Below are 21,623 nucleotides of genomic sequence, written 5' to 3'. Positions count from 1 at the left end.
TGCTTCGCCCCCTATGCCATGCCCTCTGGCTGGCTCTGCTTCGTCGATTTTCGATAGACAAATAAAAAGAGCAAGGTCATGAGCATCATCACTACGGAGAGCGCAGCGCCAAAAGGCCAATTTCGAGCCGTCAAGATCTGATTTTGAATCAGATTTCCCATCAGGACTTCCTTGCCGCCCCCCAACAAATCGGATATAAAAAACAGTCCCATGGACGGAACAAAAACCAGCACACAGCCGGACAGAATCCCCGGCAGCGTCAGCCTCAGCGTCACGGTCAGAAAGGCGCGCATCTTCCCCGCCCCCAGATCCCTGGCCGCCTCCACAAGAGACCAATCCATCTTTTCTATGGACGTATAGGAGGGCAGGATCATAAAAGGAAGGAGGGAATAGACCATCCCCAACAGAACCGCCCCGTCGGTGTACAGCAGCTTTAGCGGCACATCCACAATGCCGATTTCCAGCAAAAGGGTATTCACAACGCCGTTGGCCCGCAGCAAAATCATCCATCCATAAATCCGCACAAGGGCGTTGGTCCAGAAGGGGACAATGACCAATACCATGACAATCCCCCGCTTGCGAGGCGGGAGCTTCGCCATACAATATGCAAAGGGATATCCGATGGCAAGAGCCAGCAACGTCGTCTTCACAGCTATTTTTAAGGAGTCCAGCAAAACCTTCAGGTAGATGGGATCCCACAGCCGGATATAATTCTCCAATGTAAATTCTGACGTGACGCCCCAGGTGGCATCCCGCTTCATAAAGCTCAACGCCACTACGTATAGGACCGGCAATAGGACAAATACAAGGGTCGTCACATACAGCGGAAGCATTGCCAGAAAAAAACTGCCGTCGTGCCTACGCCTTTTCTCCATTGCGCCTCGCCCCTTTCCGATCAACAAGGATTCCCGCTGCGGGCTCCCAGTCCAGATAAACAGCGTCTCCCACCTGGAAGGCAGACTCCATCCCCTGATGGCTGGCCACAACCTCTTGCTCCCCACCGCTTCCCGGCACGCCGATGATCATTCGCAGGATACCGCCGCTATAGTGATGTTCGCGGACAACGCCCGCCAGGGTGAAGCCTGGCTGCGGTTGCCGGTGAAGGCGAATTTTTTCTCCCCGGACAGCCACGGTGACCGGCTCCTGCGGGGCCAGCCCTTCCGCCCTTTCTGCAAGAATCATCTGTTCATCCGTCAAAATCTGGGCGGCGTCACCTTGCAGCTGCTCCACGCGCCCATGGAAAATATTTGCAGTGCCGATAAATTGCGCAGCAAAACTGGTAGCGGGCCGCTCATAGATCTCCGCCGGCGTTCCGATCTGCTCGAATGTTCCCTCGTTCATCACCACGATCCGGTCTGACATGTTCATGGCTTCCTCCTGATCATGGGTGATATATAGGAATGTTATGCCCAACCGCTTTTGAAGGCGTTTCAACTCTGTCTGCATCTGACGGCGCAGCTGTAAATCCAGCGCGCCCAATGGCTCGTCCAGCAACAGAAGGTCTGGATTGTCAATCAGAGCCCGCGCGATTGCCACCCGCTGGCGCTGCCCGCCGCTCAATTTCTGCGGCGTTCGCTTGGCAAATCCCGGAAGCTGTACCAGTTCCAGCATGGCCTCGACTCGCTCCCGGATCTCCTGCTTCTTAACCCCTTGCAATTTTAAGCTGTATCCAATATTGGCCGCCACATTCATATGAGGAAATAGCGCGTAATTCTGAAATACCGTATGTACGTTTCGCTGGTTAGGCTCTGTGTCCGTTACATCCTGGCCCTGTAAAATGACCCGGCCGCGGTCAGGATGTTCTAGCCCGGAGATGATCCGAAGCATGGTGGTCTTGCCGCAGCCACTTGGTCCGAGAAATGTGATAAACTCTCCCCTTTCGACATCGAGGCTAATCCCGCGGAGGGCGTCGGTCTCGTCAAAGCGCTTGGCGATCCCATCCAGCTGTAAAATCACATCGCCCATATCCCCTCTCCCCTTTATTGAATTTTCTTAAGGATTAAAATTCATTTCTTTAGATGATACATCCAAATGTAAACATTGTCAACATACAAAAAAGACAAGGTTCCCGCCATATTTCTCTATCGTCGGTGCATTTTTCCGATATGGGATTGTTCCTTTCCGAAACATTGCCGAAAACAAAGGGGACTTATCTTTTGTGTCGTTTCGAGCCTTTCCTCTTTTTCCGCTTTGGCTTTGGTCGAATTATCAGCCAGATTAACAAAACTAAGACCACCGTGATCAGAATCGCCCCAGCAGCGCCGGCCTCTACCTCCGCATTCTCGGACTTGTCCCATACCGGCTCAGTGCTATCGCGCCCGTCTGTGCTCCCTTGCCCCACACCCTCCCCCTCCACGTCCTGTGGCGGGCTGGGCTCATGGCTGGTTTCCTCCGCTGGAGACGCGGGTGTGGCCCCCTCAGGGGTTGACACCTGGTCAACCGGCGGTTCCGACTGCACCTCCGAGCTCTCTGTCTCACGGCTCTGGCTCTGGGGATCCTCACTGTCCCGCGGTGGGATGGAGGATTCGCCTGCCATTGCAGAATTCTCTTGCCGGCTGTCACTGTTCTGATTGGAGGCGGCTCCATCTCTCCCATATGTAACGGAGAGAACCGCTTCATCGCCTGTAATGCGCTGTACCTGTACGGCGATCCCCGTCGTCTCGCCTCCGTTTAAACATGTCTTGTCCGCTGTAAGGCTCTCCCCCTCCTGATACCAGGAATGGGCCGGATCCGCGATCACGATGAGCTTATCCTTCGTCTCCGAATTATCATTCATAAACATTCCGGAAGTCGCGTCATAGGTCCACTTTGAAGTGGCGGCGCTGATATGCCAGATGCGGACTGCCCCTCCCTCGGGACAGGAGATATCCCTGTGGTTGCCGTCCGGCGTCACGTATTCGATCATAAAATACTCTGACAGATAATTCCCATCCCAACCTCGAGGGACAATCACCGCCGCCGATGCTTCCCGTGAAATCGAGCGAAGGGTAATCTGGGTATCGGCAGTGACCACAGCCGGTTTGACCCACCCTAGAAGCATCTTAGAAAATGCGTTGTGGTCGCCTTGATTCTGGTCCATCATATCCGCCGACAAGCATCCCCCCGAATTTCCCGACTCCGGAACTCTGTCGTAATAGTCGGGAAGTCCGAGCAGATGTCCTGTCTCATGAAGGGCTGTGTTCCGTTGCTTCGCGGAGCCTCTTGTCAAGTGTTGAAAGGACAGGCTGCTATAACTGCCGATGCGCACGCCACCCATCTGAAAATTCCAGTAAAACGTGTCGCTGTGGGGCCACCAGACGGAGCTGTCGGATTTCGGCTGTCCTGTCCAGACCAGACATAAGCCGTCGAGCACGCCGTCCCCATCGCTGTCATACTGGCTCAAGTCCACCCCTCTCGCCATCATAGCCTCCAAAATCTCCTCGATGAAAACCTGATCCCCCTCTTTGCTATAATAGCTCCGGTCATGCTTCGCCCGATACCACTCCTGGACTTGTCCGGTTATGGCTAGCTCTCCATAGGAGGACCTGCTATAGTAGTCCGCCACAGAGGCAAGGGCTGAACCTCCGCCTCCAAAGAAAATCTCGTTCAACTGCGACGTGGACCCCGTCATGCTGGGCTCATCTGGAAAGTCAACCGGTATGACCAACAGACTGGCCGTCCCTTTCGTCTGCATATAGGGGCCATCAAAAAACGTATCCCCCGTGTGTGTGACCGTAACCCTTGCGCACACTGGCGCCACCGCCGTGATAAACAGCAGCAACACCAGCCCGCCCTGCACCAACTTTTTTGCCTTCACATTCCCTCTCCCCCACACCTCAGAACGCTCTCCCTCTGAAACGACAGATATCAAGAAGGGGACCGCCGCGCAGCTTCCCGCGCAACGTCCCCTTGATTGTACAATCTCGTTCGCATGTATAACCGTTCTCGTATATTGACTAGAACTCTCGATCTATGAATATATCAAACGAATACCAGCGTTGTCAGATTATAACTTCACTACATTGCTTGCCTGGGGTCCTTTGGGGCCTTCTTCAATCTCGAACTCAACCTGAGCGCCTTCGTCAAGCGTCTTATAGCCCTCGCCCTGAATTGCTGTGAAGTGAACGAATACATCGTCTCCCCCGTCCACGGAGATGAAACCAAAGCCCTTCTTAGAATCGAACCACTTAACAACACCTGTCTTCATTAAAAAGTCCTCCTGAAAGATGAAAAATGAATTTGTATCATAAAAGCATACGTCTTATGATTGTGTCCATAATATCATATCTGCACAAATTTGTCAAGCGGCTAATCCCAAAATTGGAAATTTTATAGAAATTTAGGGTGCTGGTCCGTCAAATCCCTCATCATTTAGTGGATCAACTTATTTCAATTTAAGCGATCTCTTCTCCATCCCGCGTTGTGAATTGACTATTGTAGAGATCTGCATAAAATCCGCCCTGCTTCATTAGCTCTGTGTGATTTCCCTGCTCAATCACGGTGCCGTGATTCATAACAAGGATCAAATCCGCATCCCGTATGGTGGATAACCGGTGGGCGATGACAAAGCTCGTGCGCCCTTCCATCAGTCGATCCATAGCCTTCTGGATGTGTGCCTCCGTTCGGGTATCCACATTGCTGGTCGCCTCATCCAAAATTAACATAGGAGGATCCGCCAAAATCGCCCGCGCAATAGTCAAAAGCTGCTTCTGCCCCTGGGAGATATTGGATGCCTCTTCATTGAGCACCGTATTGTATCCCTGGGGAAGAGTTCGAATAAAGTGATCGGCGAAGGCGGCCTTTGCGGCTTTGACTACATCATCATGGGTCGCCCCCTCACAGCCATAGGCGATGTTCTCCTCCACCGTACCGGAGAATAGCCATGTATCTTGAAGCACCATTCCAAACAGAGTGCGGAGATCATTTCTTGTCATTGTCCGAATGTCCACATTATCCACGAGGATACGCCCACCCTGAATCTCATAGAAACGCATAATTAAGTTAACCAGCGTCGTTTTGCCAGCTCCGGTCGGCCCCACGATGGCAATGGTCTGGCCTTTTCTTGCCTCGATGTTCATATCCCGTATCAAAATATCGTCGTCGCTGTAGCCGAAGTCGACATGTTCGAAGCGAATATTTCCTTGAGGATTCTCCAGTACGGCCGTTGTCTCGCTGTCAGGCGCTTCTTCCTGCTCATCTAGAACCTCAAACACTCTTTCCGCCGCCGCAATGGTGGACTGGATTACATTGGCGATCTGCGCCGTCTGCACGATAGGTTGTGTGAAGTTGCGGACATACTGGATAAAGGCCTGTACGTCGCCCAAAACCATGCGCCCATTCACGACGCGAATACAGCCGATGACGCAAACTCCGACAAAGCCTAAGTTGCCGATAAAATTCATCAGCGGCATCATAATTCCCGAAATGAACTGGGATTTCCAGCTCGTCGTGTAGAGCTTTTCATTGATCCCCTGAAATTCATCGATGGATTTCGTTTCCAAGCCGTAGGCTTTGATAACCGTATGGCCCGTGTACATCTCCTCAATATGTCCATTGGCTTCCCCTAAATGACGCTGCTGGCCCATGAAATATTTCTGAGATTTTGACACCACCAGGCTTACCACAATGGCGCTCAGCGGCAAAATCACCAGGGCAATCAGCGTCAACAGCGGACTGATGGACAGCATCATAATCAGAATCCCGACCAGCGTTGCGATGGCAGAAATCATCTGGCTGAGCCCCTGCTGCAGTGTACTGCTGATGGTCTCTACGTCATTGGTGACCCGGCTTAGGATCTCGCCGTGGGTCCGGCCATCGTAGTATTTCAAAGGGAGCCGGTCCAGCTTTTCATCAATCTGTTTCCGCATATCATAGACGACTTTCTGTGATACTCCCGCCATAACGTACTGCTGAATATACTGGAAGAGCGCGCTGAGGACATAGAGTCCCAACAGGAAGAGAAGGACCTTCCCGATATAGGAGAAATCAATGGCCGCCTGGACATTTCCCATGGCCCGCGCGAAGATGGTCTCCGATAAACTTGTGGTCGCCCACCCCAACACTTTGGGAGCGAAAATAGTGAATACCGTACTCAATACCGTTGTCACCATGACGATGGATAGGGACACCTTATGTCCAGACAAATAGCGGACCAACCTCTTTAGTGACCCTTTAAAATCTTTGGGCTTCTCCACTGGCCCCATTCCCGGGCCGCCGTGTCCGCCTCTGCGGGGGCCCTTCGGCATCCCCTGCTTGTTTCCGTTATCACTCATATCCACACCCCCTTATGCGATCTCATCCTGAGACAGCTGCGATTCTACGATCTCCCGATACACTTCGCAGGTGTCCATCAATTCCTTATGGGTTCCGAGTCCGACAACGCAGCCGTCATCCAGAACAAGAATCTGGTCTGCGTTCATAATAGAGGACACCCTCTGTCCGACGATGATCACCGCGGATTCTTTTGTCTCTTCGAATAGAGCCGCCCGCAGCTTCGACTCTGTTTTAAAATCGAGGGCTGAAAACGTATCGTCGAACAGATACACCGGCGCTTTTCGGACAAGGGCCCGGGCAACGGCCAGACGCTGGCGCTGGCCTCCAGAAACATTGGTCCCCCCTTGTGCTATGGGAGATGCATAGCCGTTTTCCATCTCGGAGATAAAGCCATCGGCCTGTGCCACAACGGCCGCATGGCGGATCTCCTCCTCCGTTGCGTCCAACTGCCCGTTGCGGATATTGTCTGAGACTGTCCCGGAAAAAAGGATTTGTTTCTGCGGCACATAGGAAATCTGGGCGCGGAGACATTCTTGGCTTAACTGCCGCACATCCACCCCATTGACGGATACCTGTCCCTGTGTCACATCATAGAACCGCAGAATTAGGTTTAAGATGGTTGATTTTCCGCTTCCGGTTCCCCCGATGATGGCCGTCACCTGTCCCGGTTCCGTCCTGAAGGAGATGTCCCGCAGGGTTGGCTCCTCCGCACCGGGATATTGGAACGATACGTTCTTAAATTCTACAAAGCCTCTCTTCATTTCGGCGTCGCTCTTCACATCAGGGTCCTTAATCTCCGTCTCCATGTCCAGCACCTCATTGACTCGCTTGGCAGACGCCAGCGCTCTTGGCAGCATGACAAAGATCATGGCACAGGCAATGATGGCGAACATGACCTGCATGGCGTACTGGACAAAGGCCATTAGCGTTCCCAGCTCTAACCCCATGGTATCGATCCCTTTAGAGCCAAACCACATGATCGCCACCGTTGCCAGATTCATTCCGATCATGACCGCCGGCATTAAGATGGCAACTGTGCGATTGACTCTCACTGCCGTATCCGTCAGATCTTGGTTGGATTCATCAAAACGTTTTTTCTCATAGCTCTGTTTGTTAAAAGCGCGGATGACACGGATCCCCGTCAGCTTCTCCCGCATGACCAGGTTTAACCGGTCCAATTTCTTTTGCAGGATCTGGAACACAGGGATCGTCTTGCTGGCCACGATCCAGACCACCACCAACAGCGCGGCAATGATAACGGCCAGAATCCAGGTCAGCTGTGGTGCGCTCTCGATCGCTTTTATGATTCCCCAGATGCACATAATCGGCGCCATCATCATCATGCGCATCCCCATGACCACCAACTGCTGTAGCTGCATGACGTCATTGGTGGTTCTCGTTATCAGCGACGCAGTCCCGATGGTATCGAACTCATGTAAAGAGTAGTTCTCCACCTTTTCAAAGAGCGCTTGCCGCAGATCCTTTGCAAACCCTGCAGCGGTTCTAGCTGCAAATAAAGTCGCCAAAATCGTGACCACCGCAATGACTCCAGAAACAGCCAGCATCTTGCCCCCTGTCCGATACAGCTCACTTAAATCGTTGCTCATGCTCGCCGCCGGAATGCCGTTGACGATGTCCGACATTAAATCCGGCAACGTGAGCTGCCCCCAACACTGGATGACAACGAACGCGATGGCTAGTGCAATGGCCAGCCAATACTTTTTTAGATATCGAAATAATTTAGTCAACCTCTCCAACCTCCGTCCTCTTATCGTGGTCTTCCGCCACTTTGTCCAGAATCCGTATCAGCGATCTGGTGTCCTCTTCCCCCAACAGAGCGACCAGATTCGATAGATCCTGCATAAAATGTTCCTGCGCCTTTTTTCCCATCTCAAGTCCCGCCTCTGTGAAGCTTACAATGATCTTCCTCCGGTCTCGCCGGCTGACGGTTCTCTCAACAATTCCTTTTTCCTCCATGGCACTGAGAAGCTTTGTTACGGTGGGAGTCGCCACTCTCAGCTTCTGACTCAACCTGGATACCGTGACCGGCTCCTCCGACTCCATTTGCAGATGCATAATAGCTCCGATCAACATGACCTCGCTTCGGTTAAATTTTTCATGCAGCGGCGCTTTCCTCCGTGTCCTCTGAAACCGCATGAACGCCGTCATCAGCTGTGATTCCAGCGTCGTGTCATCCCAGCATTCCCTCATAGTATCCTCCAATCGCTGGACGTTGCAGGCGATAGGCAACATCCCACTACCTCCATGAAATCCCCTGTAACAACAAATTGTCCACATTTATTTAGCATTGCAAAAAATTAGTATGGATAATATTTAATCACACTTACTTTTATTTGTCAAGCAACAAACTGTGAACGTTTTTTAACTATATGCATGTTTTTTCTACTTTTTCCATGTTACCACTTTTCAAGCCGCTAAAATGATGGTATCATAGAGACGTGACGGCTGCGCACCGTATGGAATGGAGGTCTATCGTCGTATGATTGTATCCGCTAATGGAATTCAAAAAAGCTTTGTCACCACAGAGGTCTTGCGCAATGTGACCTTTCATATAGAGGCAAAAGAAAAAATGGCGTTGGTCGGCGTCAATGGGGCCGGAAAATCAACGCTTTTCCACATCCTTCGCGGCGCTATGCCACCGGACGAGGGCCAGCTCTACCTGCAAAAGAATCTTCGAATTGGATATTTGGCGCAGAACGCAGAGATTTCTTCGGCTACTACTGTGCAGGAGGAGCTGCTCCAAGTGTTTGAACCCGTTGTGCAACTGGAAAATCAGCTCCGCGCCATGGAACAGCAGATGAAGGAAAATGCCGATCCCTCCCTGCTGGACACCTATGCGCGCCTCTCCCACGATTTTGAGGAGGCCGATGGCTACTCGTATCAGAGCCGGGTGCGCGGCGTCCTGAAGGGACTTGGATTTACCGAGGCCGAGTACCAGCTCCCCATCTCTCTCCTGTCCGGCGGCCAGAGATCCCGGGTTGCCCTTGGCAAAATTCTGCTTTCAAAGCCGGATCTCTTGTTGTTGGATGAGCCGACCAACCATCTGGACATTGATGCCATCAGCTGGCTGGAAGGATTTCTTGCCTCCTTCCCCGGGGCTGCGTTAATCATATCCCATGACCGCTATTTTCTGGACAAGCTCTGCACGAAAACCTTGGAGCTGGAGCGCGGTGTTACCTCCACCTACAATGGCAACTATTCCTACTATACTCAGGAAAAAGCTGCCCGGGAAAAGGCAGCTCTTCGAGAATATGAGGCACAGCAGGCAGAGATTCGGCATCAGGAGGAGGTTATCGCCAAGCTGCGATCCTTTAATATGGAGAAATTCATCCGCCGCGCACAGAGCCGAGAAAAGATACTGGACAAGATGGAGATTTTGGACAAGCCGGTTTCTCTGGACGCCTCCATGAAGTTAACCTTTACCCCGAAAATTCTCAGCGGGGAAGATGTATTAAGCGCGGAGGGGCTCTGTAAAGCCTTTGACGGGAAGCGCCAATTTCAGAATTTAAATTTTACCGTCCGGCGAGGCGAAAAAGTGGCGCTCCTGGGCGCTAACGGCACGGGAAAGACGACCTTATTCCGAATCATAATGGGGCAGGCGGCGGCCGACAGCGGCTATCTGCGCCTCGGCGTAAAGGTATACCCTGGATACTATGATCAAGAACAGGAGACTCTGTCTCCCGGCAAAACGATTCTGGACGAAATTTACGATGCCTTTCCACAGATGACCCTTGGGCAGATCCGCAGCGTTCTCGGCTCTTTCTTATTCCGAGGGGAGGACGTATTTAAGCTGATTCGCGATCTGAGCGGTGGAGAGCGAGCGCGGGTGTCCCTGTGCAAGATCATGCTCTCCCAGTCCAATTTTTTATTGCTGGATGAGCCGACCAACCATCTGGATATCATTTCCAGGGAAATACTCGAAGACAACCTGCGCCGCTATGAGGGGACGCTGCTCTTCATCTCCCACGACCGCTATTTCATCAACCGCGTCGCAGACAAAATTCTCGTCTTGACTCCGGAGGGAATCCAAACCTATCTTGGCAATTACGACTTCTATATGGAACACCTCACGAAGCCGGAGGCGGCAACTGAACAGGCGGCTTCTCCGGCAACCGCCAACAAGGAGGACTACCTCCAACAGAAACAGTCTCAGAGCGAGCTGCGCAGAAAAAAGACTCGGCTGCGGCGGCTGGAGGACGATATCGAGAAGGCGGAGAAAGGCATAGCCGAAATTGAGGGACAGATGTTGCTCCCGGAATTCTACTCAAGTGCCAGCGCCTTCCACGATTTAGAGGAAAAAAAGGCTGCGCTAGAAGCGCAGATCGAGGATTGGATGCACCAGTGGGACGCACTGTCCGAGGAGATTGGGGAGTGAATACGTTCGCGAACTTCAACATTATGTCCGCCTCACGGCGGATTTTTCTTTTGTCTGAACTTTTGTATCAAACTTCCATACTTGTCCTGCTTCCAGACAATAAATGGAAGTGTTGTAGAACTTCTGCATTTGTTCCATACACCATATCCTTTCGGTTGCTGATCAGCTTGAAGAATTCCTCCAGCTTGTTCCAATAATCAGGCCGGTAGTCCATCTCATATGAATGACCCCAGATGTAGAAAATTTGCGGTTTATCTGCGCTTAGTTCAACAAACTGTTCGCCCATTTTCATCAACCGATCAAACTCCATTATGTGATAGACATTCGGATTCAACCGATATAGATTTTCCTGTATATCAAAGCTTTCGGTGTCTGTAATGGTGCGACAGTACCGAATATGGGTATTCTCCCGAATGATATCCGCCACCCTCTCATTATTGTTAACGCCTCCGCAGGGATATGCCATTCCCACGACTTCATAGCCGACAAGTTCGGACAAATTGATTCGATCCTGCTCAACCTGACGTATGATTTCCGCTTCGTCAAGCCCAGTCAAATTCGGATGTGTCAATGTGTGAGCGGCGACCTCGTGGCCATCATAAATGAATTTCACGTCCTCGGGATGTATTTTATAGTGGGCAATACGCTTATTTTCTCGAATCAGGATCCCCTTTTTCCCCAACAATTCCGAGTTGAGATTGAAAGTACATTTAAGTCCGTATTGATTCAGCAATTCAATCAACCTTATATCCTGTGTGACACCGTCATCATAACTGAAGGTAACAGCTTTCCACTGCACCCGATTTGTAACGTCCAAATGAACACCCCCCTACAAAAGTTTAATGATTTTCTGTCTAATTTCCTTACCATGACACATCCTTGGGCCGGAGGGGATCCCACACCTCCTCCGTGTCAAAGAGATACAGATACATTTCCCGGCGATTGCGAAGGGAATATCCGTCCAACGCCTTCCGGTCTTGAAAGATTCCCAGTCCGTCCGGCTCCCGTGCCAGATAGGGCTTTGCTCCCACGCCACAAAAGATTCGAAATCCCGTGTCATACAGCAATTCGTGGATCTTGCCGGACCGGACGTGACCGCCATAGGGCCAGACCATGACTTTCGTCGGCCCTACAAGGGACGCAACCTCCGCCTGCCAGCTCGCCGTATCGTACTCCACTTTGCTGTACTCAATCTGATCCATATGATAATGCCCGTACCCATGGCTGGCAAAGTTCCAGCCTTCCTCCTTAAGCGCCGCAACCACCTGCAACGCGCCCTCTTTCTCCGCTTCCCTGTCGGTCCCCTCCGGCGCGCCTGTCTGCGTCCGGTACCCGAAGATCCCCTGGAATCCCGTAAGGCATAGCGTGCCCCGCGCCCCCTGGAAACTAAAGTCCGGGTGCTCCCTGACAAAGCTGTCGACGATGGGGAACACTTCGTTTTCATAGCTGTAGATCTCGTCCCCTGCGGCTGTCTTCGTGTAGGACAAGACGCGTCCCCTGTCGTCCACAACCAATTTGTCCACCATCCCCGTATGCATCTTACGGGCGTCATACACCACATCGTCCACGGAAAGGACTAGCGGCTTCTTCCCCTTGGGCAGCATCAGCTTGGCCACCCTATCCCCCTCCCCGGATTCATCGAGAAGCAGATTGATATCGATCAGTATGTACCCCTTCTCGTAAAGGTTCTCCAGAATGAGCGCAAATTCATGGGGCGTGACACAATCCGTATCCAGCGACTTGGTCATGGATGGGCTGGAATAGCACAGCTCCGGGAATGCAATCAAACAGTGGGTAAATACATGTTCCACCGGTCCTGTATACTCCACCAGCTCCGTCTGGAACGCTTCATACTCATTGATTGTCTGGTCCAACCCATTTAACGCCGGATCATCTGGCGATGCGGCAAAAAGTTCTCCTACGAACGCCCTCGCCTCCTCTATTTTATACTGGCAGAGGTACTCGTTTACCTTCTCCGGCGCGATTTCGATCAACTTCTGTATCATCTTCTCTTTTTCCTGCTCCGCCTTTTCGCTGTAGATGGGATCCTCCGAGTCCACCCGCTTAAAACACTCCAGCGCCCCAGTGTAGTCCTCCTTTGCGGCATACGCGACTCCCTCTCGATACGCCTCCCGCCCCGCCTGAATGCTGTTGGCGTAGGACAAATATTTGCCCGCTTGGCCCGACGCCTCAGCAAACAGCTGGTAGCTCCGCATGCAGCGGACCAGCTGGTCATAGGACAACTCTTCATTGCAGTACATGTCCATGATCCGTTTCATTTCCTGATACAAGGGCTTTCTATATTTTTCTCCCTTTCGGTTCAGCTTACCTTCCTCTTTGTTCAATCCCGTCTGTTCCGCCGTCAATGCTTTTTCTGTAAAGGCGCTGATCACGTCCCCCGCTGTCCTTGAATTGAACAGTTCTGACAGAGAGGTGTTGGAAATCTTGAGATACCCATACAGGATACCGCCCCCCGCCAAGATCAGCAGTTCAATGACCAGCAGTACAACCAGTGGCCTTGCGGCCTTCCCGCGCTTCGCCATCCGTCTCCCCCCACTTTCAACAATATCTATCCATATTATACTGCAAAATTTGTCGAAAGTTGTTAAATGGGAATTACGCATGTATTAAATCTTCATTGAATTTTTTATAGTGCCATACCGACAATTGGGATGGTGATAACGGACAAAAGCGTCGATAAAAATACAATCTGGGCGGACAGATACGCATCCCGCTCAAATTTTTCGGCCATCATGGCCAAATTTGCGGCTACGGGCATGGCGGTGATCAGGACCGGTATGCTCAGCCGGATTCCCCTTGCGCCGCATAGATACAGGATCCCCATAAAGAGAAAGGGAAGCCCCAATAGCCGAATCCCGCTCAGAATATACACTTTGGGCGCGCGAAAGATCTGCTTCAGATCCGCCTGCGCCAGCAAAAGTCCCGCCAAAATCATGGCCAGCGGTGTGGTCAAGTCCCCCGTCATCTCCACGACTCGCCCCAGACTTTCCGGCAGTTGAATGGAGCAGACGAAGAGCAGAAAGCCGATCAAGGTTCCCACTGTCGCCGGATTTAGCGCGCTTCGAATCCGCTTCCAGACCGGTATGGACTTCGGTTGCCCTTCCCGTTCCCATATGTAGACGCCCCAGGAGTTGACGATTAAGTATAAAGGGAGCACATAGAGCGCCACATAAAAAGCCCCCTCCTCCCCTAGAAGTGCGGATACCACAGGAATCCCCATATACCCGAAGTTAGGAAATGTCATGCTGTACAGGAACACCAACTTTTCCTTTCGAAGCACAGGCACCCATCTCACAATGAGTCGGCCGATTCCATAGGAGGCCACGATAATTCCCACGCAGGTTGCGATCAGCACCGCCCCCGTTCCCAGGATTTCCTTTGAAAAGGGACGTTGCAGCGCATCAATCACCATGGCGGGCACGCAGATACAAAACAAAAACTGGGATATATCCTTGGAGAAGCCTGTGCTCACAATTTTGAGACGGCCAGCCATAAATCCCAGCAATACCATGGCAAATAAAATAACAGTTTCATTCAATGTGACAAAAAAATCCACAGTCCTGTACGATCCTCTCTTTTAAGAGCGTCACCCGGTATAACTCTCCATGAGCAGGATCAGCTCCTCTTCTGTGTTGACGGCGATTCCCTCTTGTAACTTTTTCTGATCAATTTCTGGAAGTAATTCCACAGGAGTTTTGAGTTCGGATTGCAGTGTCCCGTCTTCCAGAAATATTCCAATATGCCCTTCGTACTCTCGAACGGTATACCTCTGGGATGATTTCTCCTGTGCAATCTCTGATTCTCCAGCCGGATTTCCGTTGGCGGACAGATCAACACTCAGATCTTCCGAAGGTTCCCGCACCGGCTGAGGATCGGACTCCTCAGCTAAGGGCGATTCCCGCCGGCTGTCCCTTGTCGACAGATAGTACCAGCCGTAAAATGCAGAACCCATTATGATCAAAACCGCAACGGTTGTAAACACAATACACAAAACCTTTCTCCTCGTGCTCATACTGACTCCTCCTATTCTTAGTAGCAGTATGGACAAAAAGAAGGGATTCTATGCGAAGCTCTATCGAAAAATTTTCAATTTTCTCAGGAGTCCGCCTACGGGCAGAGTCGACATATCCCGCTTCGTCAGCCCTCCGATGTTGACCATCACCGTAAAGTAGGTCAAAGCGCCAATTCCTACGGAGATGATGCAGGAAATGGTGTTGGACCCTGTCAAGGTAAAGGGCAGAACATAGAATATGAAACAGATTATTCCCATGATCAGAGAACTGATCAGAGGTTTCAGCACTGCCTTTTTGAAGGAGATCCTCACATGGCAAAACTTGAGCACGCTGCGCAAATTCAAAAATGCTAACACTGCGCTGAACAGCACGATATTCAACACTAGGGAGTAGATCTTCAAATCCAGCACCATAATGGAAATCACATTGGTCAGACAGGTGACCAGCACTCCGATGATGGCATTTCGCAGAGGTATTTTCAGCTTGCCGATTCCCTGCAAGATCCCCGTCGAGACGTGGATAATGCAATAAAAGACAACGGCGATGGAGCCAGCCCAGAATAGCTCTCCGCCCTGGTGCGCGTTGGGAAAGATGAGCCGCAGCAGCGGTTTTCCCATGACCGTGAGTCCCACGGCGGCTGGCAGCGAGATTAAAAGCACCGTCTTGATCAGCATGTTGACCTTGCTTTGGATCTCAGCCCGATCCCGTATGGCGATGGAGTGGGCGATGCTCGGCACAGAGGCGGCGGCCATGGCGTTGCCGATGGAGATGGGCAGGTTAATCAGAACGATGAACTTGCCCTGATAGATGCCCCTCATATTCGAGATCGCCTCCTGCTCATACCCCTTCCAGCTCATCAGCTTGATAAACATACTGGAATCAATCATACTCTTGATGCTAAATATAGCCGACGCAAGTACGACGGGGACGATGATGGAAATCATTTGGCGCAGAATATCGGAATTGCGCTCCGTAATCTCTTGGCGGGGTGCACAGAAAATCTTGCTTCTCTTTCGGTACGCGAAAAAACAGATGATCATAAACCCAAGGGCCGCCAAACCTCCAGCCGCAGTCCCACTGATACCTCCAGCGACAGCCCAATTTATCCCCAAAGGTTCCATCAACGCGAAGGCCAGCGTAACCGCTACCAAGGCGTCCACAATCTGCTCAATGGTCTGGGATATGGCGGTGGGCTTCATATTGTTCATTCCCTGAAACAGCCCCCGAAAAACGCTCATCACGGAGACGATCAACACAGCGGGCGCCTGGGCGCGCATGGCCAGCGCCGCCTGGGGAAGGTTAAAAATCTTCGTAGCGATGTACGAATTGCCAAACCAGAGAATCAGCGCACAGATAAGACCCACGCTGCTGACAAATACAAGCGCGACCTTAAACACCTGCCTCGCGTTGGCATATTCTTTCAAAGCGATGCGCTCACCCAGCATCTTGGACAGCGTGGTGGGAACGCCAAAAGCGGATACGATATAAAAAAAGTTATAGATCTGATATGCCATAGCATACATATCGTTGCCGGCGTCTCCCCACAAATTCGTTAAGGGGATTCGATAGAAAAATCCGATAAACCGGACGATAAATGAAGCGGCAACCAGAATCCCGCCCTGCTTCGCCAAATCCTTCGCACTACTGCTCATACCATTCCTACTTTCTCTCGCCCGCCCTCTCACTCGGAGGACAAAGCTTCTTTCGTAAATCCATGGGGCATTAACTCATCAAGCGCCAGCTCTAGAATTTTGCCTTTATCCTCTAACAGTATGCTGCCCTCAGGCGGCATAAACTCCAGCATCACCTGTCTACAGATTCCACAAGGCCACGGGTAGCCGTCGCCGGAACTCACCACCGCCAACTTGATGAACCGGCGCTCTCCCTGTGCAATGCCGGAGAAAATAGCGCAGCGCTCCGCGCAGATTGTGGCCCCGTAGGAAGCGTTCTCGATATTGCAACCGGAATAGATACGGCCGGACTGGGCCAAAACGGCCGCTCCGACTCGAAATCCTGAATACGGGCTGTAAGAATGCTCCATGGCCGCGCGGGCGGCTGCCAGCAATTCCTCGTTCTTCACGCCTATCACTCCAAGGTTATCTCCTGACTCAGGGATACGACATTGATCCAAGTTTTTCCCGGATTGAGCGACAACTCTTCACCTTCCGCATCATACCAGTGAGTTGGCGTCTGTTGATCCGCTTTTTTCCATGTGACCGGTTGGCAAATGCCGTTGGTCAGATAATATCCCTTTCCCTCACCGATGGATACCATATCCTTGTGCCCAGCCTCGTCGCCTCTCTCATGGACGTCGGCTATCTGAATCAGGACATTTTTGAATTTTAACTGCTCTCCCGTCTCCAAATCCGTCTGAGGCTCATCAAACTGAACTCTGCCGTAGGATTTCGTCTCCGCCTCATAGAAAAACTCCGCAGTCTGATTGTAATCCTTGTACACAAGATACGGGATCGCTACATGTTGTACCGGCTCCCCACTGGAAGGCGTCTCCTCCTCTTTCAGGAAGGAAAACACTGGCGCGACTTCCGATTCAAGCTCCGTGGCAATCTTTGCCCTCTCCATGGCTTCCAGCAGCCGCTCCCCGCTGGTGTACACATTGTGAGGTGCTTTTCGGTCCTTGCTGCGCCATGTCATCACCTCTTCCAGGGACGAGATGCCATTTATGTGGGGGCAGCCCACCTGACTGTACACCTTAGAGATGCTGGTATCCTCCCCGAAATGAATCAACACCGCGCTCTGATCCAAGGCGAAATCAATGAAATAGCGCCTTGCGCTGCGGACGGGACCGATTTTTTCCACCTGATCATAATCCTGGAAGACAGCGACAAAGCGAGTCATATTCCCCTCAACGGGCGCCTCGTATATGATATCTGCATACAGCAAGCCACTCTGTGGCGAGGCCTTGCGATGATTGTTGATGGAGATGGCCACAGGCTTCCGGCGCGCCGTCTCCTCTGGAATGGGCAGGCCTGTATATTGGCTGTACACATAGCCTTCCGGTATCACAGGCTCCACCTCGCTGCTCTCCTCCTCGGAAGAGTCCGGTTCCGGCTCCGACTCGGGCAGCAAATCGCTAGATTCCTCCGGCACACTGCTCTCCACGCTGTCCTGCACGGTCGAAGCGGCCGTATCCTCAGATGATTCCTGGCGGGACTGACAGCCCCCCACCACAACGCACAGGGTCAGCAACAGGACAGCGGCGCTGTGCAACACCTTTTGTTTCATGACGATCCCTCCATTATTCACGGCCGATCCCCAAAGACTGCAAAATCATCTCTTGTTTTCGGCACATCTCGGCTTCCTCTTCCGGTTCCATATGATCATATCCCAGCAGATGGAGCATACTGTGAATGGTCAAAAAACTCATCTCTCTGCGCAGGCTGTGCCCATACTCTCTCGCCTGCTCCTCTGCAATCTCCTGACAAATGACGATATCCCCGAGACAGACCTCCTGGCTTTCCGGATTGACTTCACCGTTCTCCACCGTATCCCGCACAGTGCTGGACTGAAAATCAAGGAGCGGAAAGGATAAAACATCTGTCGGGCGGTCAACCTGCCGAAATTCGCGATTCAATCGATGGATCTCCTCCCGTCCAACGACGCTCAGGCTTACTTCCACGGGTATATCCAGAAGTCCCTCCTCCTTCAATACCGCCTGGACCGCCTCCCTAAATCGCGATTCCCACAATGGCTGATCCTCCGCGCCCTCACCGTTTTCCCAATTTACGGACAGCGTCATCGCTTCCTCCTCTCTGAAGGAATCACGCTGGCCACCGCTTCCTTCGCCTGTGTGTCATATTTTTCATAGGCTTCCACGATCCGCTGGACAAGCGGATGCCGGACGACGTCTTTGTTGTTGAGACGGATGATCCCGATCCCTTCCACATCCCGAAGGATATGGACCGCTTGCTTTAAACCTGACTTTTGGCCATCTGGCAGATCGATCTGCGTCATGTCCCCTGTAATGACCGCTTTGGAATTGAATCCGAGGCGGGTCAGAAACATCTTCATCTGCGCCTGAGTTGTATTCTGCGCTTCGTCCAGCACGATAAAGGAATTGTCAAGGGTGCGGCCTCGCATGTAGGCCAGGGGGGCTACCTCAATGGCTCCCTTCTCCATATTTTTGGCAAAGCTCTCCGCCCCCATGATCTCATACAGAGCGTCGTATAGCGGCCGGAGATAGGGATCGATCTTGCTTTGCAGATCTCCCGGCAGAAACCCGAGGCGTTCCCCCGCTTCGATGGCCGGGCGCGTCAGAATAATGCGGTTTATCTCCCCACTCTTAAAGGCTTGTATCGCCATAGCCATGGCTAAGTATGTTTTTCCTGTACCGGCAGGGCCAACGCCGAAGGTGAGCATGTCCTTCCGGATGAGATCCACATACCGCTTTTGACCCAGAGTTTTGGGGCGGATGGGCTTCCCCTGCCTTGTGAAGCACACCACGTCGCTCATGAGCTCTGTCACATCGATCTTCGCCTCTTCGTCCGATAGGGACGATAAGTAATTCACATGTTGCAGCGAGATCACTTCCCCGCCGGCCGCAATCTCCGTCAGCTTTTGCAGCACCTCGGACGCCTTTGCAACTGCCTCTGGCTCGCCTGCCACGATTATGTCGTCGCCGCGATTGATGACGCTCACAGCAAACTTTTTTTCTAAGGCTTTTATATTCTCATCAAAGCTCCCGAAGACATTTCCCACATAATCCCCAGGGATTTTGACATATTGTTCATTCTCCATAGAATCCTCCTACTATCGTCACTATCCTCTGGCCTCTGTCAATATTATGAATGACGTCACATCTGCTCCCTCTTTCTCTCTATGATTAACGAATTCTCACGGTTTCAATCAGCTCAGGCAGTATTTCTGGAAACTCTTTTTCTATTGTAGCATATCCTCCGAAAATTCTAAAGAGCAACTTGCAAGAAATTTATTATTTTTTCTTAACAGGTACAAAAAAGGGGCAACCCGGAAAACGGTGTGGATATTGCAAATCAAGAAGAAACGTAGGATAATAGTAATATACTTGTGAAGTATATGAGTTACAATAGGTTACAATACATAGAGAGGACACAAAGCGATGGATAAAATAAAAGCTGATGAAGCGATGAAAGAGCTGACGATGATGCTGATGTACCTGTCCCGTTTTTCGGAAAAGGATAGATTTTTCAACGGGGAGGATTTTTACGCTTGGAAAGGGTACAATTTTGATATTTTGAACGGCTTAGATGATGAGGACTATATCAGGCAAGGCAGCCACCCTTCTCGAACAAAGTCCGTTTATATTACAGAAACCGGCATTGACTATGCAAAGAAGCTGATGGAAAAGTACGGTATTGAGGATTGGAGGTGACATTTGGCAGGCTTTATCGAACGCATCGGCTCTGACAGAAAAGGGTATTGGAAGATAAACAGCCGTTAATAAGCAGCCTTTGAAGTGGGAAAAGTTTATGCCCGTTATCAGTCATAAAGCCGATAACGGGCATTTTCCATTAAGCATATATAACTTCTGCACGGCTGTGGATGCTGTTTTTCCGGCATACCCATTCCATCTGATCTGTGGCATTCAAGGCTTCGGTTACACCTTCCTGCTTTGCCATAGCCGATTCGATAATTCGGTGACGGTGGTAATTCAAGATTGGGGATGTCAGGGTTGCCCTGACTCGTCCTGAGGTGGGACTGGATCTGGCATTCTCTCGACGGGCTGTTCCTTCCCTATTTTTTCCATGACCGTCAGCCGCAGTACGCCTCGCATCCCCTCCTGGGTGGGAGCCATCTCCACCTGCCGATCCAGAATGACAGAATTTTTGTTATGCAACAGCGCGGTCTCCTGTCTCGCCAAATCTTCTTCTAGGATGCTCTGCATCTCTTCGTCGGAATACTGCGCGCGGCTCGGCTCATACCCGAGGTACGTCCGCTTCCAAATAGAAAAATCAGGCACAAAGGGGAGCTTCGAAAGAAAGTCCGTCGCTCCGGCGAAGAGCTCTTCTTCCACCGTATCATAATAGGTGAAATTTTTGATGGGCTTAAAGATCATGGTTCGTTTGGCGTTTGACGCTATGTAGAGTCCTGTTTTCTCTTTTTCATAATACTGCCTCTGGATGTAATCCCTTGCCACTGAGCTCTCCAGCTCGTACTGACATTTTCCCAATACGTCCCCATCCGCTTCCACATAGTCATATGCCGTCACGGACCCGTCATCGCCTACAATCTCCTGTGTCCCTGCGATCAATAGATCGCCCTCCTGCACCACGTCCCCTTTTTTTACTTTGGGAACTCCACTTCTTGTCACAATGCTATAGATGATGCACGTCCGATCCGACACCAGGTCCTTCGGCTCTCCCTTCTGGACTATATCCGGCGTCTCAACCGCTTCCGACAGCCGCACCTCCAATGTGCTTCCCCGGATGGTCAGCGAGAGCCAGCCCAGGTCGGAGTATTTCGTCAGCATCTTCTCTTTGACCTGATAACAGTTCAAGGACCATTTCCACATGCCCTCTCGAACCCCGAAGGATTCCAATCTTTCCAGCACTTCCAATTTAGTCAGAGTCGTATTTCCATCAATGGTAATGGTCCAGAGGAAATTGGAGAGGACCATTATGATGGCCAGAGCAGCGAGAATGCCAATGCAAAATAGTTTGCGCTTGCGATACCGAAACATGAGAAACGGAACCCCTTTTTTGTCCAACACCTTGATCCGATTTCCCGATTTTTTGGCACAGTATGCCACATCTTTAAATGCCTTCGCCGCAAAACTGACCTCCAGATAGCCCCCTGTTTGGCAGACGTCCCAGTATTCAATGCCTTTCTGTGTAATCAGGTTGAGAAAGCGTGACAAATAAAGGCCCTTGACCCGGATACGGACCGATCCTCGCAGGTAGCGCCCGGTTTTTCCCTTCATAGTGCCCTCCATTCCGCCGTTATCG

General features: G+C 51.4%; 20 protein-coding genes. 2 read left to right on the top strand and 18 right to left on the bottom strand.

Annotated elements, in window-relative coordinates; all coding sequences use genetic code 11:
• Positions 1-11: 11 nt before the first annotated feature.
• The 7 genes from H8730_RS07415 to H8730_RS07385 form a co-directional block, all read right to left on the bottom strand.
• The gene (locus tag H8730_RS07415) at positions 12-875 is read right to left on the bottom strand and encodes an ABC transporter permease (RefSeq protein ID WP_177715981.1); all 864 of its coding nucleotides are present in this window, start codon (positions 873-875) and stop codon (positions 12-14) included.
• The gene (locus H8730_RS07410; RefSeq protein ID WP_177715983.1) at positions 859-1,965 is read right to left on the bottom strand and encodes an ABC transporter ATP-binding protein; all 1,107 of its coding nucleotides are present in this window, start codon (positions 1,963-1,965) and stop codon (positions 859-861) included. The genes H8730_RS07415 and H8730_RS07410 overlap by 17 nt, the downstream gene beginning before the upstream one ends.
• Before the next feature lie 184 nt (positions 1,966-2,149).
• Positions 2,150-3,796, bottom strand: a complete 1,647-nt coding sequence (locus H8730_RS07405) for a M6 family metalloprotease domain-containing protein (RefSeq protein WP_177715985.1) — start codon at positions 3,794-3,796, stop codon at positions 2,150-2,152.
• Between the two features lie 189 nt (positions 3,797-3,985).
• Complete coding sequence (locus H8730_RS07400) at positions 3,986-4,186, bottom strand: cold-shock protein (protein WP_177715987.1); 201 nt, start codon at positions 4,184-4,186, stop codon at positions 3,986-3,988.
• 187 nt (positions 4,187-4,373) lie between these two features.
• The gene (locus H8730_RS07395) at positions 4,374-6,251 is read right to left on the bottom strand and encodes an ABC transporter ATP-binding protein (RefSeq protein WP_430385376.1); all 1,878 of its coding nucleotides are present in this window, start codon (positions 6,249-6,251) and stop codon (positions 4,374-4,376) included.
• A gap of 12 nt (positions 6,252-6,263) precedes the next feature.
• Entirely contained in the window at positions 6,264-8,000 is a 1,737-nt protein-coding gene (locus H8730_RS07390; protein ID WP_177715989.1) for an ABC transporter ATP-binding protein, read from the bottom strand.
• Positions 7,993-8,463, bottom strand: coding sequence for a MarR family winged helix-turn-helix transcriptional regulator (locus tag H8730_RS07385; protein ID WP_177715991.1), 471 nt, complete (start codon positions 8,461-8,463; stop codon positions 7,993-7,995). Before H8730_RS07385 ends, H8730_RS07390 begins: the two co-directional genes overlap by 8 nt.
• A gap of 289 nt (positions 8,464-8,752) precedes the next feature.
• Here H8730_RS07385 and H8730_RS07380 point away from each other — a divergent pair, with 289 nt between their 5' ends.
• Complete coding sequence (locus H8730_RS07380; RefSeq protein WP_249289614.1) at positions 8,753-10,648, top strand: ABC-F family ATP-binding cassette domain-containing protein; 1,896 nt, start codon at positions 8,753-8,755, stop codon at positions 10,646-10,648.
• A gap of 67 nt (positions 10,649-10,715) precedes the next feature.
• Here the strand turns inward: H8730_RS07380 and H8730_RS07375 are convergent, their stop codons facing one another.
• The 9 genes from H8730_RS07375 to H8730_RS07335 all read right to left on the bottom strand — a co-directional run bounded on the left by H8730_RS07375 (position 10,716) and on the right by H8730_RS07335 (position 19,437).
• The gene (locus H8730_RS07375; RefSeq protein WP_249289613.1) at positions 10,716-11,465 is read right to left on the bottom strand and encodes a polysaccharide deacetylase family protein; all 750 of its coding nucleotides are present in this window, start codon (positions 11,463-11,465) and stop codon (positions 10,716-10,718) included.
• Between the two features lie 46 nt (positions 11,466-11,511).
• Positions 11,512-13,191, bottom strand: a complete 1,680-nt coding sequence (locus H8730_RS07370) for a polysaccharide deacetylase family protein (RefSeq protein ID WP_177715995.1) — start codon at positions 13,189-13,191, stop codon at positions 11,512-11,514.
• A 104-nt stretch (positions 13,192-13,295) separates the two neighbouring features.
• On the bottom strand, positions 13,296-14,225 hold the full coding sequence (locus H8730_RS07365) for an AEC family transporter (RefSeq protein WP_177715997.1): 930 nt from the start codon (positions 14,223-14,225) through the stop codon (positions 13,296-13,298).
• A gap of 30 nt (positions 14,226-14,255) precedes the next feature.
• Positions 14,256-14,681, bottom strand: a complete 426-nt coding sequence (locus tag H8730_RS07360; protein WP_177715999.1) for a hypothetical protein — start codon at positions 14,679-14,681, stop codon at positions 14,256-14,258.
• Between the two features lie 60 nt (positions 14,682-14,741).
• The gene (locus H8730_RS07355) at positions 14,742-16,334 is read right to left on the bottom strand and encodes a putative polysaccharide biosynthesis protein (protein ID WP_177716001.1); all 1,593 of its coding nucleotides are present in this window, start codon (positions 16,332-16,334) and stop codon (positions 14,742-14,744) included.
• A 29-nt stretch (positions 16,335-16,363) separates the two neighbouring features.
• Positions 16,364-16,771, bottom strand: coding sequence for a cytidine deaminase (locus H8730_RS07350; protein WP_430385375.1), 408 nt, complete (start codon positions 16,769-16,771; stop codon positions 16,364-16,366).
• Positions 16,768-17,925, bottom strand: a complete 1,158-nt coding sequence (locus H8730_RS07345; RefSeq protein WP_177716003.1) for a DUF3048 domain-containing protein — start codon at positions 17,923-17,925, stop codon at positions 16,768-16,770. The genes H8730_RS07350 and H8730_RS07345 overlap by 4 nt, the downstream gene beginning before the upstream one ends.
• Before the next feature lie 13 nt (positions 17,926-17,938).
• Entirely contained in the window at positions 17,939-18,439 is a 501-nt protein-coding gene (gene ybeY / locus H8730_RS07340; protein ID WP_177716005.1) for an rRNA maturation RNase YbeY, read from the bottom strand.
• Positions 18,436-19,437, bottom strand: a complete 1,002-nt coding sequence (locus tag H8730_RS07335; RefSeq protein ID WP_177716007.1) for a PhoH family protein — start codon at positions 19,435-19,437, stop codon at positions 18,436-18,438. Before H8730_RS07335 ends, ybeY begins: the two co-directional genes overlap by 4 nt.
• 340 nt (positions 19,438-19,777) lie before the next feature.
• Here H8730_RS07335 and H8730_RS07330 point away from each other — a divergent pair, with 340 nt between their 5' ends.
• The gene (locus H8730_RS07330; RefSeq protein WP_177716009.1) at positions 19,778-20,050 is read left to right on the top strand and encodes a DUF6429 family protein; all 273 of its coding nucleotides are present in this window, start codon (positions 19,778-19,780) and stop codon (positions 20,048-20,050) included.
• Between the two features lie 139 nt (positions 20,051-20,189).
• Here the strand turns inward: H8730_RS07330 and H8730_RS07325 are convergent, their stop codons facing one another.
• A complete protein-coding gene (locus tag H8730_RS07325) occupies positions 20,190-20,333 on the bottom strand; it encodes a TnpV protein (RefSeq protein WP_430385374.1) in 144 nt (47 codons plus the stop codon).
• Positions 20,334-20,344: 11 nt separating this feature from the next.
• Positions 20,345-21,598 carry a sporulation protein YqfD gene (locus H8730_RS07320; protein ID WP_177716013.1) on the bottom strand — a complete coding sequence of 418 codons (1,254 nt, stop codon included), beginning with the start codon at positions 21,596-21,598 and terminating at the stop codon, positions 20,345-20,347.
• Positions 21,599-21,623 lie beyond the last annotated feature (25 nt).

Source organism: Bianquea renquensis (assembly GCF_014384895.1).
Lineage (GTDB): Bacteria > Bacillota > Clostridia > Lachnospirales > Bianqueaceae > Bianquea > Bianquea renquensis.
Note: the sequence above shows the minus strand (reverse complement) of the source record. Positions and strands in the feature narration are given on the sequence as shown.

Bases quoted from the DNA above. Each gene is read 5' to 3' on its own strand.
- H8730_RS07415 (WP_177715981.1), bottom strand. From the start codon at position 875: ATGGAGAAAAGGCGTAGGCACGACGGCAGTTTTTTTCTGGCAATGCTT.
- H8730_RS07410 (WP_177715983.1), bottom strand. From the start codon at position 1,965: ATGGGCGATGTGATTTTACAGCTGGATGGGATCGCCAAGCGCTTTGAC.
- H8730_RS07400 (WP_177715987.1), bottom strand. From the start codon at position 4,186: ATGAAGACAGGTGTTGTTAAGTGGTTCGATTCTAAGAAGGGCTTTGGT.
- H8730_RS07395 (WP_430385376.1), bottom strand. From the start codon at position 6,251: ATGAGTGATAACGGAAACAAGCAGGGGATGCCGAAGGGCCCCCGCAGA.
- H8730_RS07385 (WP_177715991.1), bottom strand. From the start codon at position 8,463: ATGAGGGAATGCTGGGATGACACGACGCTGGAATCACAGCTGATGACG.
- H8730_RS07380 (WP_249289614.1), top strand. From the start codon at position 8,753: ATGATTGTATCCGCTAATGGAATTCAAAAAAGCTTTGTCACCACAGAG.
- H8730_RS07370 (WP_177715995.1), bottom strand. From the start codon at position 13,191: ATGGCGAAGCGCGGGAAGGCCGCAAGGCCACTGGTTGTACTGCTGGTC.
- H8730_RS07360 (WP_177715999.1), bottom strand. From the start codon at position 14,681: ATGAGCACGAGGAGAAAGGTTTTGTGTATTGTGTTTACAACCGTTGCG.
- H8730_RS07355 (WP_177716001.1), bottom strand. From the start codon at position 16,334: ATGAGCAGTAGTGCGAAGGATTTGGCGAAGCAGGGCGGGATTCTGGTT.
- H8730_RS07345 (WP_177716003.1), bottom strand. From the start codon at position 17,925: ATGAAACAAAAGGTGTTGCACAGCGCCGCTGTCCTGTTGCTGACCCTG.
- ybeY (WP_177716005.1), bottom strand. From the start codon at position 18,439: ATGACGCTGTCCGTAAATTGGGAAAACGGTGAGGGCGCGGAGGATCAG.
- H8730_RS07335 (WP_177716007.1), bottom strand. From the start codon at position 19,437: ATGGAGAATGAACAATATGTCAAAATCCCTGGGGATTATGTGGGAAAT.
- H8730_RS07330 (WP_177716009.1), top strand. From the start codon at position 19,778: ATGGATAAAATAAAAGCTGATGAAGCGATGAAAGAGCTGACGATGATG.
- H8730_RS07320 (WP_177716013.1), bottom strand. From the start codon at position 21,598: ATGAAGGGAAAAACCGGGCGCTACCTGCGAGGATCGGTCCGTATCCGG.